This is a genomic window from Mesorhizobium sp. CA16, from assembly GCF_020165175.1.
Classification (GTDB): Bacteria; Pseudomonadota; Alphaproteobacteria; order Rhizobiales; family Rhizobiaceae; genus Mesorhizobium.
On sequence record NZ_JAIUHP010000024.1, the window covers coordinates 32610 to 46913 of the forward strand.

Consider the following 14304-nt stretch of genomic DNA (forward strand, 5'->3'; position numbering starts at 1 on the left):
TCAGCAGTCGCTGCAGGGGATCGTTGGGCTCCGGCGAGGCCGGAGATAATAAGTCTCGCTCATATTTATGTGGCTGAAGGTCGACAACAGTCCAAGCGCCTTCTGCTGGTTGTTGTTCTCGCTCCAGGCGATGACGGGCACATAGCCGAGGTCGCTTTCCACGCGGACCAGGAAAGTGTTGCGGATTTTCAGCGTCGAAGGGACGGTCGTGGTGTCGCCGGGACTGGCATCGACGCTGTAGGTGTTGCCCACCAGCTTGCGCGACCACGCCACCTTCACTGTCGGCGACGCCTCGTCGGATATCTGTATGCCGGTGATGATGATCGTTGGACTTGAGCGATTGTAGGGCCGAAGGGTCGATATGCCGATCTTCATCATTGCATCGAGGTTAGCCTTCACGACGGCCTGCTGCTGCGTGACGAGGTCCGCAACCATGCTGCCGATGCGGCTGACCTTCTTGCCGGTCTCGATGGCCTGCGAGGCCTCCATCGTGATGAAATACATGATCAGGAGCACCGGCACGATGAACGCGAACTCGATCGCCGCGATGCCGCGGCGATCGCGGCAAAACCGCTTCACCTTCGCCGAAATGCCCCGGAGTGCCCCCGCACTATGCATATCGTCCTCCACGCCGCGGCTTAGCCGTCGAGCAGTCTCAATTGTCGTCGAACGGTTCGTTCTGCCAGGTCACCGATGCGAAATGCAGCGTTTTCTTGTCCTTCAGATTTGCCATCGACTGGGCTAGGAAATCGGTCATCACCGGCCATTTGTAGAACACCCGCAGCATGTTGATGGACTCTGCCAATCCGGGCGAGACGGTTGGGGTCGTCGAGTTCGTCCCCTGTGTAAGCACGATATCTCCATCCACGATCTTGAAGCCTGCCGTGGCGGCGTCGGCGAAACTCGGATATTCGCGCAGATCGACCAGCAATCCCGGGCAGTCCTTGGCCACCATGATCTCAAGCCTGCTGCAGATCAGCTGCTTGATGGAGGCTTCGGTGACGTTCGACTTCTGCAACTGCCCAGTCCGCAGCTGGCGGGCCACGTCGTCGGTGACGTTGGCCATCACCTCCTGGCCGGCGAAAGAAATGCAGCTCTCGAGGATGGCGAAGACGAGAAGCGCGAACGGGATGGCCAGCATCGCGAATTCCATCGCCGTGCTGCCGCGCCTGTCGCTGAAGAAGCCGGGGCGCGATCTGGCGCGCGCCCTGTTGTCCATGCCGTTGCCGGGTGTGGCATCCTTGCTCATATTGCGTTCCTGCCGATCCCCTTTGCGGTACCGGCGGCAGGGTTAGCGATAACCCATTGAGTTCCGGTTTTGATGATCGTTAAATTCGTCGGGCAAGCTTTAAGCCGTCTTTAATGCCCGTAGGTTCGCCCTCTCAGGGCTCAGTGCCCGGCGCTCATTTCGGCTTCGGAAGTTTTCTCGGCCTCGCTCTTGAATGCGCTCTCGCAATAGGGCGTGCAGGACATGGTCTGGACTTCGGCGCGTCGGTAGATGCGCACCGAGGAGGCGGCTTGTCGCACGACGGTCACCTGTTCGTCGATGATCGGGCTGCCTTCCGAATCGAGCACGACCAGATTGGTGACACCGAAGCCCTTGCCGGTGAGAACGATGGTCGAGGCGTCCTGCACGGAGGCGTCGGCGATTGCCGGATTGCCGATGACGACCGTATCGGCCCCGCGTGACAATTTGACGATCTTGGCCTGGTTCATGGTGACTTCTATACCCGCGCCGGCGCTGGCCGGCATGACCAAGGCAGCAGTTGCCAGCAGCGCGGCGACTGGAAACAGCGATCTCGACAAGGTCATTGAAGCGCTCCCGGCAGGCAGATTCTTCAACGGAACATGAACGAGATTGGTGAAGTAACGGTTAAACCGGGCCCGCCATGATTAAGGATCGCCTGCACGATGCGCCATGCGTCCATGGCGCTTACTGTTTTAGGAATATTGCACAAGCGCCGGTTTCTCGGGAACTCGGACCTCTGGCGATGTTTAGGCCACGGTTAACCACGCAGTGCGTTCGCCACCGGAAAGGAATCGGTAAGGCTGTTTATTAAGCCGATCGAAACGGCTTCTCCCTAGATTTGCGCCATCCGATCAACCCGGAAGAGAAGTTGACGGTAGTGCTGTAACACGTGGAGTAGGAGCTCTCGAATGTCTAATCTCATCGCACGTTTCGTGAAGGACGAATCCGGCGCGACCGCCATCGAATACGGTCTGATCGCCGCTCTCATCGCGCTTGCCATCATGGTTGGTGCTACCCAGCTCGGCGGCGCGCTGAACGCCAAGTTCGCCAACATCGCCGCCACCCTCAACGGCGCCACTGCTCCGTAATAAGGCTGCGTATCGCGCTTTTTTCGACAGAAAGAAAAAGGGCCGCCGGCTGGCGGCCCTTTTTTATGCAGTCGGCCGATTTGATCGTCCGGCCTCATCGATCGTTAATCCAGCGCGCCTAGGATGACGCTGAAACATGCCACAGGCAGGCCGCATCCATGCTTGAAGCCGTGATCTTCGTCGTTTTTCCTTTCTGCATGCTGTTTGCTGCGATCTCGGACGCGCTGTCGATGACGATCGCCAACCGCGTTCCCGTGCTGTTGGTGGCGACATTCGCGCTTGTTGCGCCGCTCGCCGGTATGGACTGGGCAACCTATGGCTGGCATTTCGCCGCCGGCGCCCTTGTGCTTGCCACGACCTTCGGCCTTTTTGCGCTCGGCGGCATGGGCGGCGGCGACGCCAAGCTTCTGGCCGCGACCGCTCTGTGGATGGGCCTCAACATCAACCTGGTCGGCTATCTGGTGACGTCGGCTTTCATCGGCGGCCTGCTTACCCTCGCTATCCTTGCCTACCGGAAATCGCCGCTCGTCACGTACACCGGTCACAGCCGATTTCTGCGCCATTTCGCGGACGAGAATGTTGGCATCCCATATGGCATCGCGCTTGGCGCCGGCGGACTGATCACTTTCCCGGATTCGCCGCTGATGGTCTGGGCGCTGGAGAGGCTCACGACATAGGCCCCGCGATCTCGGCGTGGGCGATCCCAGGCGGCCGCCTTTTATCGGATCGGAAGGCGGCGCCGGCCGCTTTTTCTGTTAACAGCGCACCGTTCAATCCAATTTGAGTAAACCTTAAATTAATCACGATCGTAAGCATTACATTAACCTTGTTTTGACGATTGCAGCTGCAAAGTCCGGCCTGGCGAGGTGGTTTGCCACGAGGCGAAGGGTTTCGGACGAATGCCAGCATCCCGATTGATTATTCTGGGCGTGGCTGCGGTCGCGGCGGGTGGCGCGGGCTACGTGGCGAAGAACATGGTCGTAGCGCCGCCGCCTCAGGTCATTGTCGATGCGCCCAAGCAGCCGGCGATCGCTTTGCAGGATGTGCTGGTGCTTTCCGGTGACGTGTCGATGGGCAGCCAGCTCGGCAACAACATCAGCTGGGAAGAATGGCCGGCCGATGGCGTCAACGCCAATTTCATCACGCACGCCGCCGAGCCTGACGCGATCGAAAAGCTCAAGGGCTCGGTCGCCCGCGTAGCCATGTATGCCGGCGAGCCGTTGCGGCGCTCCAAGCTGGTCGGCGAGGGGCAGAGCTTCATGTCGTCGATCCTGCCTTCCGGCATGCGCGCCGTCGCCACCGCGATATCGGCCGACACGTCCGCCGGCGGGTTCATCCTGCCCAACGACTTCGTCGACGTCATCATGACCCGCCGCGCCGATACCGGCAACGGCGGCAGCGGCTTCAACACCGAGACGATTCTCAAGAACATCCGCGTGCTGGCCATCGACCAGACCATCCAGGAAGACGAGGAAGGCAAGAAGACCAGGGTCGGCCAGACCGCGACGCTGGAGCTGACGCCGCAGCAGGCGGAAATCATCACAGTGGCGCAGCAGATGGCCGACCGCCTGACGCTGGCGCTGCGCCCGATCACCGACATCCATGAAAAGACGACGGACGAAGCCGACTATCTGGTCAACGGCAACGGTCGACGCGGAACAGTGCGGCTGATCAAGTCCGGCGAGGTTTCCGAGGTGGGAGCAAGGAAATGAGGCTGAACGGTAAACTGCTGCCCTTCCTGGCCGCCGCGGCGATCGCTTTTTTCGTGCTCGGCACCGGCGCCCCGGGGCTGGTCGAAGCCAAAGCCGCGGGAGCCGGCGTGTCGGCTTCCGTTGCCACGCAGCGCGTCAAGCTCGGCCTCAACAAATCCGTTGTCATTGACTTGCCGAGCGACGCCTATGATATCCTCGTCGCCAATCCGGCGGTTGCAGATGCCGTGACGCGCACCGCGCGGCGCATCTACCTGTTCGGCAAGACGGTCGGCGAGACCAACATCTTCGTCTTCGGCCCCAATGGCGAGCAGATCGTCAGCCTTGATCTGGCCGTCGAGCGCGACGTCGCAGGGCTGGAAGACTATCTCAAGCGCTTCATCCCGTCCTCGCAGATCAAGGTCGAGCTTCTCAATGACAACGTCGTGCTGACGGGCACGGTCGACACGCCGCTCGATTCCAAGCGTGCCGTCGACCTGGCCACCATCTTCGTGTCCGGCGGTGAAGCGACGACGGGCCAATATTCGCAGACCGCCGCCGGCGGCTCGGTCAATGGCGGCGTCGACATCAACAATCCCGACCAGGAGCGCCGGACCTCCAAGATCGTCAACCTCTTGCAGATCATCGGCGACGACCAGGTGACGCTCAAGGTGACCGTCGCCGAAGTCAGCCGCTCGGTGATGAAGCAGCTCGGCGTCAACATGTTTGGCAGCGGCGAGAGCAACGGCATCAGCTGGATGTCGACAGGCGACAACCCGATGGGGCTCGGCAAGCCCCTCAGCAATTCGGGATTTAATATCGGCTCGTCCTCGCTGCAGGCCTATGTCAACGCCATGGAACAGTCGGGGGTGATGAAGACGCTAGCCGAGCCGACTTTGACGGCAGTTTCAGGCGAGAAAGCCACATTCAAGGTTGGTGGCGAGTACAATATTGTCTCCAGCCAGGCCATTACCGATCCTGACATCACCAAAGGCATTCCTGCGAAGCTGACGTACCAGCTCGACAAGGTCGATTACGGCATCGGACTGGAATTTCAACCGGTCGTCCTGTCCGCCGGTCGCATCAGCCTGAAGGTCCGGACGGCGGTTTCCGAGCCGACGACCGAAGGCTCCGCCGCATTTTCGACCGGCTCAAAGAACGTTCCCGCCGCGAACATTCTCTCTATTCGCAAGCGTCTCGCCGACACCACCGTCGAGCTCCCTTCGGGCGGCTCGATGATGATCGCAGGTCTTGTCCGCGACGATGTTCGCCAGGCTATCAGCCAGTTCCCTGGCTTGGGCAAGATCCCCGTCCTCGGCACGCTGTTCCGCAGCCGCGATTTTGTGCGCAACGAGAGCGAGCTCATCATCATCATCACACCCTATCTGACGCGGCCGGTGGCGCGCAACGATCTGGCCAAGCCGGACGACAACTTCAATGCGGCAAGCGACGGCGCCGGCATGTTTCTCGGCCGCGTCAACCGCGTCTACGGCACCATGCAGACCGACAGGCCGGCCGGCCGCTACCACGGTGTCGTGGGCTTCATCTACAAATGAGTGGGAATGCGGATATGTCCAAGTCAGCATCGAAGGTCATGACGGTCCGGACAGCATCCGGTATCGCAAGGATCGGTCGGCAGGTGGTCCCGGCATTGGCGGTCATGCTTGCCGCGTCGCTCGCAGGTTGCGCCAACCGCGACAGCGTAACCGTCGGGTCGATCCCGGACGACTACCGCACGACCCATCCGATCGTCATTGCCGAGAAGAACCAGAAGATCGACCTGCCGGTCGGCGCCGGTGATCGCGGCATGACCGCTGCGCAGCGCGATACGCTGCTCGGTTTTCTCGATCGCTACGACAAGAGCGCCGCGCCGGCGCTGACGATCGCGATGCCGGCCGGGTCCGCCAATGAGCTTGCCGCCCGTGCCGCCGGTCGCGATTTTGCCAGGCTCGCCATGGCAGCAGGCGTCAAGCGCAACCGTATCGTCATGACATCCTATCAGTCGGCGGTGCCGGAGGCGTCAGCGCCGGTGCGCGTCGCCTTCGTCGCGGTGAGGGCCCAGACCGACAAATGCGGGCGTTGGCCCGAGGACATCCTGGAGACGTCGCAGAACAAACACTACGCCGACTTCGGCTGCTCCTATCAGAACAACCTCGCGGCTCAAATCGCCAATCCCAACGATCTGATCGGGCCGCGCAAACAGTCCGACATCGACGCCGAAAATCGCGGCGCGGTGATCGATATCTATCGGAGCAGGGGCATCTCGGACGAGTTCCTCGCCAATTCGGAAGTAACTTACTGAGCTGCGCCGGACGACGAAGAAAGCAGTCACGGAAAGAGCATGACGATGAGCAATCTTGCCTACGACACGCCCGCGGAAACCGGCGACCTTTCGCAGCAGGACATCGCCGCCATGCAGGCGCTGCGCCCCGTGCCGCGCATTTCAATCCAGGCCTTCTGCGAGACCGAGGGGGTCGCGAACCCCGTCGAGCGCGCCGGCGAGGATCGCCGGATGGCCAAGGCCCATCTCAAGGTTCATATGGGCGGCATCCCGACCGCGATCGAGTTCTACCAGTCCGCGCCGACACCGAACCTGATCCTGCTGGAATCGCGCAGCGAACCGCAGCAGCTGCTCGAACAGCTCGGCCACCTCTCGGAATATTGTGATCCGTCCTCCAAGGTGGTGGTTATCGGCCACTACAACGATGTCGGGCTCTACCGCGAGCTGATCCGTTCGGGCATTTCCGAATATGTCATCGCGCCGGTCTCGATGACAGACATCGTCAGTGTCGTGTCGTCGATCTTCGTCGATCCGGATTCGGAGCCGATCGGCCGCTCGATCGCGTTCATCGGCGCCAAGGGCGGCGTCGGCTCCTCGACCATCGCTCACAATGTCGCTTGGGCGATGTCTTCCCTGTTCAAGTCCGAGGTCGTCATCGCCGATCTCGATCTCGCCTTCGGCACCGCCAACATCAATTTCGATCAGGATCCGGCGCAAGGCATCGCCGAGGCGGTGTTTTCACCAGAGCGGGTCGACGAGGTCTATCTCGACCGTCTGCTTGCGCAATGCGCCGAGCATCTGTCGTTGCTCGCAGCTCCCTCCACGCTTGAGCGCGTCTACGATTTCGAGTCCGAGGCCTTCGCGCAGATCATAGAGACAGCGCAGCGCAGCGCGCCTCTGCTGGTCCTCGATGTCCCGCACGTCTGGAGCGGGTGGACCAAGAGCACGCTGATCAAGGCGGACGAGATCGTCATCACGGCCACGCCAGAGCTCGCAAATCTTCGCAACACCAAGAACATGGTGGACATGCTGAAGCGGCTGCGTCCGAACGATCCGCCGCCGAAGCTGATCATCAACCAGGCGGGCGTGCCGAAACGGCCCGAGATCGCGGCGTCCGATTTCGCCGAACCGCTCGGCATCACGCCGATGGCGGTGATCAACTTCGAACCGCTGCTGTTCGGCAATGCCGCCAACAACGGCCGCATGCTCTCCGAGATGGACGCCAAGAGCCCGGTCGTGACCACCATCAATGAAATAGCGCATGTGCTGACCGGACGCAGCGAAATCAAGACAAGGAAGAAAGCAGGCCTGGGCTCGATCCTCGGCAAGCTCTCGCGCAACAAGAAGTGACGCTGATTGAGCGGCATCGGGTAGTCGATCATGTTTGGTAAAAGAGGCAAAGACGACGGCGGCCGGGCAACGCCCGAATTCCGTCCGCCGGCATCCGCTCCCGCCGCCGCTCCAACCGGGACGATGACGGCCGAACGACCGGTCGCGCCGGCGTCCGGCACGCCGGCCACGCCGCCGGCGCGCCGGCCCGTCGAGGCGCCGCCTATGGCGCCGGAGCCGCCAAGAAGGGTCCCGCGCGAGCGCTCCGAGACCTATTACGACACCAAAAGCCAGGTGTTTTCGGCACTCATCGACACGATCGACCTGTCGCAGCTCGCCAAGCTCGATCCCGAAAGCGCGCGCGAAGAAATCCGCGACATCGTAAACGACATCATCGCGATCAAGAACTTCGCGATGTCGATTTCCGAGCAGGAAGAGCTGCTCGAGGACATCTGCAACGACGTTCTGGGCTATGGACCGCTGGAGCCGTTGCTTGCCCGCGACGACATAGCCGACATCATGGTCAACGGCTCCAAGAACGTCTACATCGAAGTCAATGGCAAGGTCGAACAGACCGGCGTCCGTTTCCGCGACAACCAGCAGCTGCTCAACATCTGCCAGCGCATCGTCAGCCAGGTCGGCCGCCGCGTCGACGAATCGAGCCCGATCTGCGACGCGCGCCTGCCCGACGGCTCGCGCGTCAACGTCATCGCGCCGCCGCTGTCGATCGACGGCACCGCGCTCACCATCCGCAAGTTCAAGAAGGACAAGCTGACGCTGGACCAGCTGGTCAAGTTCGGCGCCATCTCGCCGCAAGGCGCGGAAATCCTCAAGATCATAGGCCGCGTCCGCTGCAACGTCGTCATCTCGGGCGGCACGGGCTCCGGCAAGACGACGCTGCTCAACTGTCTGACCAACTATATCGACCGCGAGGAGCGCGTCATCACCTGCGAGGATTCGGCGGAACTACAGCTGCAGCAGCCGCATGTGGTCCGTCTCGAAACCCGGCCGCCCAATCTGGAGGGCGAAGGCGAGGTGACCATGCGCGACCTGGTCAAGAACTGCCTGCGCATGCGGCCGGAGCGGATCATCGTCGGCGAAGTGCGCGGACCGGAGGTGTTCGACCTGCTGCAGGCGATGAATACCGGTCACGACGGCTCGATGGGGACGATCCACTCGAACAGCCCGCGCGAATGCCTCAATCGTATCGAATCGATGATTGCCATGGGCGGCTATTCCCTGCCGCAGCGGACGGTGCGTGAGATCGTCGTCGGCTCGATCGACGTGATCATCCAGGCGGCTCGCCTGCGCGATGGCTCACGCCGCATCACCCACATCACCGAGGTGGTCGGCATGGAAGGCGATGTCATCATCACCCAGGATCTTGTGCTCTACAACATCAAGGGTGAAGACGCCGGCGGCCGGCTGGTCGGCGAGCATGTGTCGACAGGCATCGGCCGCCCGCATTTCTGGGACCGCGCCCGCTACTATGGCGAGGAGCAGCGCCTCGCCAATGCGCTCGAGGCGATGGAGAAACGCGCTGACTGATGCATCTGGAGGTTGGAAGCAATTCCAGGAAAAGTGTGGTGCGGTCGGGTTCGGCGACTTCGCCGTAACTTTCCGTCCGCAATTGCGTCAAGGCAAAGAGACAGGACGGTTCGCCGTTTCCTTGGAACGGCGAAATGCCCTAGGGACCCCGGTCGATGTTCGGAATTGACACCACCGTACTGGCTTTCATCGTGCTTGCCGGCTTCAGCGCCGGCGCTGTGGCCTATGCTTTCCTGTTCACGCGCATCGACAACGAGAAGCAGGCTGGCAAGCGGCTTCAGACCATCAAGACAGCCGAGACGGACCGGTCGGTGGTGAAAGCGACGCGCGACCGCGCCGCGGAGGCGGTCAAGCGGCGAAAAAATGTTCAGGACACGCTGAAGCAGCTCGACGAGAAGCAGAAGGCCAATGATCGCAACGTCAAGAAACCGCCGCTGAAGGTTCAGATCCGCCAAGCCGGCATGCAGGTTCCGATCGAGCGTTTCTATATCTATTCCGCTGTCTGCGGGATCATCCTGACGGCCGTTCTCTTTTTCCTCGGCGCGCCTCTATGGGCGCTGCCCGGGGCCCTGCTGGTGGGCGGCCTCGGCCTGCCGCGCTGGTTCGTGTCGTTTCGCCGCACACGTCGCACCAAGGCTTTCCTGGAAGAATTTCCGAACGCGCTCGACATCATCGTGCGCGCGGTCAAGTCCGGCCTGCCGCTCAACGATGCGATCCGCCTGATCGCGAACGAATCGCCCGAACCGGTCCGGTCCGAGTTCCGCCGCATCGTCGATTCCCAGCAGATGGGCATGTCGGTGCCCGACGCCGCCATGCGCATGCCCGAGACGATGCCGTGCAGCGAAGCCGGCTTCTTCGGCATCGTCATCCAGATTCAGTCGCAGGCCGGCGGCAACCTGTCCGAGGCGCTGGGCAACCTTTCGCGCGTCCTGCGCGACCGCAAGAAGATGAAGGCCAAGGTCCAGGCGCTGTCGATGGAAGCCAAGGCATCGGCCGTCATCATCGGCGCCTTGCCCTTCGTCGTCGCCTTCCTCGTCTATCTGTCGAGCCCGAATTACATCATGCCGCTGTTCACCACCAACGTCGGCAACCTGATCCTCGGCTGCTCGGGTGTGTGGATGTCGATCGGCATCCTGGTGATGCGCAAGATGATGAACTTCGAAGTGTAGGGGTGCGGATCCGGTGACAGAGCAGGTCGTCAAAACACTCACCGACCCTTCTTTCCTGATCGCGATGCTGGTCGGCATCGCCGTGTTCGCGACCGTCTTCACGCTCATGCCGGCGTTCGGCGGCACGTCGCTCAAGTCGCGCATGAAAAGCGTGGCGCTCGAACGCGACAAAATGCGCGCCGAGCAGCGTGCGCGGCTGGCCAACGAGGCCGACCGCCGCCGCAAGGGCCTGCGCGAGGAACAGTCCATCGGCATGCGCAACATCGTCGACCGCCTGGACCTCAGGCGCGCGCTTGCCGACGAAAGCACGATCCAGAAGCTCAAGGTCGCGGGCTTCCGCGGCCAGAACCCGCTGACGCGCTTCCTCTTTTTCCGCTTGGTCCTGCCATTCGTCGGTTTTGCCTTGGCGGCCATCTATCTGTTCTTGCTCGGCGGCCTGCCGCAGCAGCCGGCCTTCATCAAGCTGTTCGTCTGTGTCGTTGTCGCCTATGGCGGCTTCTACGCGCCGATCCTCTATGTCAACAACCGCGCGACCAAGCGCAAGCAGTCGATCCAGCTGGCGTGGCCGGACGCGCTCGACCTGATGCTGATCTGCGTGGAATCCGGCATGTCGGTGGAAGCGGCCCTGCGCAGGGTTGCCGACGAGATCGGCACGCAGTCGGTTGCGCTTGCCGAGGAATTCGTGCTCACCAATGCGGAGCTGTCCTATCTGCAGGACCGCAAGAACGCCTATGAGAACCTGGCAAGCCGCACCGGCCTGGAATCGGTGAAGTCGGTGTCCCAGGCCCTGGTCCAGGCCGAACGCTACGGCACGCCGGTGGCGCACGCGCTACGCGTGCTCGCCTCGGAAAGCCGCGACATGCGCATGAACGCCGCCGAGAAGAAGGCCGCGGCACTTCCGCCGAAGCTTACCGTGCCGATGATCCTGTTCTTCCTGCCGGTTCTGTTCGCCATCATTCTGGGACCGGCCGGCATCCAGGTCAGCCAGCGCGGCATCTTCGGCGACCAGCACAGCTCCTCGAGCCAGTAAAGCAATTCCAGGAAAAGTGTTGAGCGGTTTTCCGTCCGGATTGCGTAAAAACAAAGAGATAGGGCCGTTCGCTTCAAATCAAAAAGCCGCGCGGGATCCGCGCGGCTTTTTTGATTTCAACGGTGGTCGATTTGGCAATGCCGTCCGCGGTCAGTTCGTGGCGACCTTCGCCTTGTTCTTGTCCTGATCCTTCAATTGGCTCCAGGCGTTCTGCTGGGCAAGCATCTGGCGCAGGTAGGCGACGTTGGCCTGCGCCTGTTCGGGCGACAGTTCCTGCGAGGCGATCTTTTCGGCTTCGTCGAAGCGGCCCTGCAGGCCGACGACCAGCGCGAGGTTCTGCCGCACCCTGCTGTCGGCGCCGGGCTGCTGCGCGGCCGAGCGCATATAGGTTTCTGCCGTGCGCAGGTCGCCTTCAAGCACATAGGACATGCCGAGATTGGACAGCACCGAAGGCTCGTTCGGCTTCAGTTCCAGCGCCTTACGATAGTCTTGCCGCGCTTCGTCTTTCTGTCCCATCTGGTCGAGAATGGCGGCTTCCGCCGACACCAGCTTCCAGTCCGGATATTCGGGGGTCTGTGCGCGCCGCACGGCATCGAGGGCCGGTTCGAACTGGCCGTTGGCGGCGAGCGCCTTGCCATAGGCCGCAAGCACCTCGCGATCCTTGGGATAGGCGATCGCCAGCTTGCGCATCACCGCCAGCGACTGGTCGGCATCGCCGTCCATCTGCAGTGCCGCCGCGAAGTTCATCGCGATGCGCTTGTCGCCCGGATTGCGGGCATAGGACTGGCCGAGCCTGGACGTGGCGGTACGCAATTCGCCGGACGACATCGTTTCCAGCGGCCTGCTGTCGGAGCGGGAGATGGAGCCCGTGGTGAACTTGCTGGTGCTGCCGCAACCCGCCACGCTGGCCGCCAGCGCCGCTATGAAAGCCGTGGTGATCAGACGCTTGGCTGTAAGGTTCAACGCTTCGGTCGGCATCGGCGCCCGGTCTCCATTCCTGTGCGGCCATTGGCTGGCCGTCTTCCCTCCGGCAGAAATATTCTGTTAACCCTAACGGACCGTTAAGAAGCGCCGACTCGAACTGTTCGGCCGGAGATCATCGCATGCCTGTCGAACTCGTTGAGCAGAAGCCGGAAGCCGCCTTGCCTGTCTATCTGGTGGCGAAGGACGCCCTTGAAGCCGCGGCACTGCCGCCCTCCGCCATCGCTTGGGCAAGGGCCAACGGTTTTTCCGGCGAAGCAGGGCGCACGCTGGTCTTGCCGGGCGAGGGTGGCGGCCTTGCCGGCGCGTTGTTCGGCACAGGCGATGGCGAGAGCGTTCTTGCCCTCGGCGCGCTCGCAAGGGCGTTGCCGGAGGGCGACTGGCATTTCGCGTCGCGCCCGGCGCAACCCGATCTCGCGGCGCTCGCGCTTGTCCTCGGCGGCTATGTCTTTACTCGCTACGGCAAGAAGCCCGGCAAGGCTGTGCGCTTCGCGCTGCCGGAGGGCGGCGACGCGGCGCATGTCCGCCGTATCGCCGACAGCGTGTTCCTGACACGCGACCTCGTCAACACGCCAACCAGCGACCTCGGTCCGGTCGAACTGGAAGAAGCCGCCCGAAAACTGGCGACCGCCCACGGCGCCGATATCTCGGTGATCCATGGCGACGATCTCCTGATGCGGAATTTCCCGATGATCCACGCCGTGGGTCGGGCCTCCACCGGCGCGCCGCGGCTGATCGACCTGAGCTGGGGACCGGGCGACGCGCCGAAGGTGACGCTGGTCGGCAAGGGCGTCTGCTTCGACACCGGCGGCCTCGACATCAAGCCGTCGTCGGGCATGCTTTTGATGAAGAAGGACATGGGCGGCGCCGCCAACGTGCTGGGCCTCGCCGCCATGATCATGGCGGCGAGACTGAATGTCCGGCTGCGCGTGCTGATCCCCGCCGTCGAGAATTCGATCGCCGGCAATGCCTTCCGGCCCGGCGACGTGCTCAGGAGCCGCAAGGGCATCACGGTCGAAATCGGCAACACGGACGCCGAAGGCAGGCTGATCCTGGCCGACGCGCTGGCGCTGGCCGACGAGGAGCAGCCAGCTTTGCTGGTCGACATGGCGACGCTGACCGGAGCCGCCCGCGTCGCGCTGGGGCCCGATCTGCCGCCTTTCTACACCAACGACGAGACGCTTGCCGCCGACCTGGCCGCGGCGTCGGTCGCGGTCGAGGATCCACTGTGGCGCATGCCTTTGTGGCGCCCCTACGATGCAAAGCTTTCCTCGAAGATCGCCGACATCAACAATGTGACGACGGACGGCTTTGCCGGATCGATCACCGCCGCGCTTTTCCTCAAGCGCTTTGTCGAGAAGACTCACAGCTGGGCGCATTTCGACATCTTCGCCTGGAACCCGGCCGACCGACCCTACGGCCTGACCGGCGGCGAAGCGCAAGGCATTCGCGCGCTGGAGCGGATAATTACGCAGCGATTTGCCTAGGCCGGAAGACCAAGGTGGCAGATCGTCACTGAAACGGAACCGAAACAATTTGTCGGCATGCTTGGGCGATGTCGATCTCGATGCGCCCGAGCCAGGCCTTGCGACTGTGGCAGCAGGTGATGCTGGCCCAGGTGCGCGACGGCGAGCCCGATCTCACCATGCGCCAGACGGCTATCCTGTTCACCATCTATCTCGATCCGCCGCCCCATACGGTGCGCGGGCTGGCCGCCAAGCTCAACGTCACCAAGCCGGTCATCACCCGGGCGCTGGACACGATGGGCGCGCTGAAGCTGGTCTCGCGCCACCGCGACGAGCTCGACAAGCGCAACGTGCTGATCCGGCGCACGGTGGAAGGCGCGCTCTTTGTCGAGCGCTTCGGCGATGGTATCGTCGCCAGGGCGCACGAGCTGCCCATCTGACCTCATTGCCCCTATCTGATATGACTGGATTATCG

Annotated in this window: 16 protein-coding genes; 12 read left to right on the top strand and 4 right to left on the bottom strand. The window is 62.5% G+C overall.

All coding sequences use genetic code 11. The annotated features are described in order from the left end of the window. From LB525_RS25605 to LB525_RS25615, 3 genes are all read right to left on the bottom strand, one after another. Positions 1-618, bottom strand: coding sequence for a TadE/TadG family type IV pilus assembly protein (locus LB525_RS25605; protein ID WP_095766193.1), 618 nt, complete (start codon positions 616-618; stop codon positions 1-3). A gap of 37 nt (positions 619-655) precedes the next feature. Further along, complete coding sequence (locus tag LB525_RS25610; RefSeq protein ID WP_224548784.1) at positions 656-1219, bottom strand: TadE/TadG family type IV pilus assembly protein; 564 nt, start codon at positions 1217-1219, stop codon at positions 656-658. A gap of 170 nt (positions 1220-1389) precedes the next feature. Further along, complete coding sequence (locus tag LB525_RS25615; RefSeq protein ID WP_095765934.1) at positions 1390-1812, bottom strand: pilus assembly protein N-terminal domain-containing protein; 423 nt, start codon at positions 1810-1812, stop codon at positions 1390-1392. A gap of 345 nt (positions 1813-2157) precedes the next feature. Here LB525_RS25615 and LB525_RS25620 point away from each other — a divergent pair, with 345 nt between their 5' ends. The 10 genes from LB525_RS25620 to LB525_RS25665 all read left to right on the top strand — a co-directional run bounded on the left by LB525_RS25620 (position 2158) and on the right by LB525_RS25665 (position 11569). After that, positions 2158-2337, top strand: a complete 180-nt coding sequence (locus tag LB525_RS25620) for a Flp family type IVb pilin (RefSeq protein WP_095765933.1) — start codon at positions 2158-2160, stop codon at positions 2335-2337. 158 nt (positions 2338-2495) lie between these two features. Beyond that, positions 2496-3014, top strand: a complete 519-nt coding sequence (locus LB525_RS25625; protein WP_224548733.1) for a prepilin peptidase — start codon at positions 2496-2498, stop codon at positions 3012-3014. 222 nt (positions 3015-3236) lie between these two features. Further along, positions 3237-4049: a Flp pilus assembly protein CpaB gene (gene cpaB / locus LB525_RS25630; RefSeq protein ID WP_224548736.1), complete on the top strand. Its 813-nt coding sequence runs from the start codon at positions 3237-3239 to the stop codon at positions 4047-4049. Next, positions 4046-5581 carry a type II and III secretion system protein family protein gene (locus LB525_RS25635; RefSeq protein ID WP_224548738.1) on the top strand — a complete coding sequence of 512 codons (1536 nt, stop codon included), beginning with the start codon at positions 4046-4048 and terminating at the stop codon, positions 5579-5581. Before cpaB ends, LB525_RS25635 begins: the two co-directional genes overlap by 4 nt. 14 nt (positions 5582-5595) lie before the next feature. Further along, a complete protein-coding gene (locus LB525_RS25640) occupies positions 5596-6327 on the top strand; it encodes a CpaD family pilus assembly protein (RefSeq protein ID WP_224548740.1) in 732 nt (243 codons plus the stop codon). 45 nt (positions 6328-6372) lie between these two features. Next, positions 6373-7656 (top strand): CpaE family protein, encoded by a 1284-nt coding sequence (locus tag LB525_RS25645; protein WP_176476963.1) that lies wholly within the window; start codon positions 6373-6375, stop codon positions 7654-7656. A 30-nt stretch (positions 7657-7686) separates the two neighbouring features. After that, on the top strand, positions 7687-9183 hold the full coding sequence (locus LB525_RS25650; protein ID WP_224548742.1) for a CpaF family protein: 1497 nt from the start codon (positions 7687-7689) through the stop codon (positions 9181-9183). A 155-nt stretch (positions 9184-9338) separates the two neighbouring features. Continuing rightward, positions 9339-10352 carry a type II secretion system F family protein gene (locus tag LB525_RS25655; protein WP_095765926.1) on the top strand — a complete coding sequence of 338 codons (1014 nt, stop codon included), beginning with the start codon at positions 9339-9341 and terminating at the stop codon, positions 10350-10352. Between the two features lie 13 nt (positions 10353-10365). Then, the gene (locus LB525_RS25660; RefSeq protein ID WP_224548744.1) at positions 10366-11382 is read left to right on the top strand and encodes a type II secretion system F family protein; all 1017 of its coding nucleotides are present in this window, start codon (positions 10366-10368) and stop codon (positions 11380-11382) included. A 19-nt stretch (positions 11383-11401) separates the two neighbouring features. Further along, positions 11402-11569, top strand: a complete 168-nt coding sequence (locus LB525_RS25665; RefSeq protein ID WP_224548746.1) for a hypothetical protein — start codon at positions 11402-11404, stop codon at positions 11567-11569. Here LB525_RS25665 and LB525_RS25670 read toward each other — a convergent pair. Then, the gene (locus LB525_RS25670) at positions 11533-12360 is read right to left on the bottom strand and encodes a tetratricopeptide repeat protein (RefSeq protein ID WP_095765924.1); all 828 of its coding nucleotides are present in this window, start codon (positions 12358-12360) and stop codon (positions 11533-11535) included. The two genes, LB525_RS25665 and LB525_RS25670, sit on opposite strands and share 37 nt — an antisense overlap. A gap of 125 nt (positions 12361-12485) precedes the next feature. Here LB525_RS25670 and LB525_RS25675 point away from each other — a divergent pair, with 125 nt between their 5' ends. After that, positions 12486-13850, top strand: a complete 1365-nt coding sequence (locus LB525_RS25675; protein WP_224548749.1) for a leucyl aminopeptidase family protein — start codon at positions 12486-12488, stop codon at positions 13848-13850. 68 nt (positions 13851-13918) lie between these two features. After that, positions 13919-14269, top strand: coding sequence for a MarR family winged helix-turn-helix transcriptional regulator (locus LB525_RS25680; protein ID WP_040985896.1), 351 nt, complete (start codon positions 13919-13921; stop codon positions 14267-14269). Positions 14270-14304: the final 35 nt, after the last annotated feature.